The organism is Nonomuraea longicatena (genome assembly GCF_039525605.1).
In the GTDB taxonomy this organism is placed as follows: domain Bacteria; phylum Actinomycetota; class Actinomycetes; order Streptosporangiales; family Streptosporangiaceae; genus Nonomuraea; species Nonomuraea longicatena.
This window is the reverse complement of record NZ_BAAAHQ010000088.1, coordinates 1-578: the sequence shown is the minus strand read 5'-3', so window position 1 is coordinate 578 and position 578 is coordinate 1. Positions and strand designations below refer to the sequence as shown.

Annotated in this window: 1 protein-coding gene; it reads left to right on the top strand. The window is 70.6% G+C overall.

What is annotated here, in order from left to right; all coding sequences use genetic code 11:
* Window positions 1-578, top strand: a 578-nt coding sequence (locus tag ABD120_RS39340) for an IS982 family transposase (RefSeq protein ID WP_343955579.1), incomplete at both ends; no start/stop codon positions are given.

Genomic DNA, 578 nt, shown 5'->3' with positions numbered 1-578 from the left:
CGACACCGACCTGTGGAGCGACACGGTGTGGGTGGCCGACTCCACCCCGATCGAGTGCGGCCGCTCCCGCCCCACCGCCCGGCGCTCGGACCTGGCCGGCTGGGCCGGTTACGGCTACTGTCGCTCCCACTCCCGCTACTTCTGGGGGCTGCGCCTGCACCTGATCTGCACCCCGGCCGGACTACCCGTCACCTGGGCCCTGGCCACCCCGAACATCGACGAACGCCAGGTCCTGATGGCCATCTGCGAGCACGACCCGCACCTGCTCGCCGACCGGCCCGGCCTGCTCATCATCGCCGACAAGGGCTACATCTCCGCCGAGCTGGACGTCTTCCTGGCCGAGCGCGGGGTACGGCTGCTACGCCCGTCCTACCGCAACCGCACCCCACGCCCCGGCGAGGACCTGCTCAAACCGATCCGCCAGCTGATCGAGTCCGTCAACGACACCCTCAAAGGCCAGCTCGACCTGGAACTGCACGGAGGCCGGACAGTCACCGGCGTCGGTGTGCGCATCGCCCAGCGCATCCTGGCCCTGACCGCCGCCATCTGGCACAACCGCGCCACCGGCCAGCCCATCT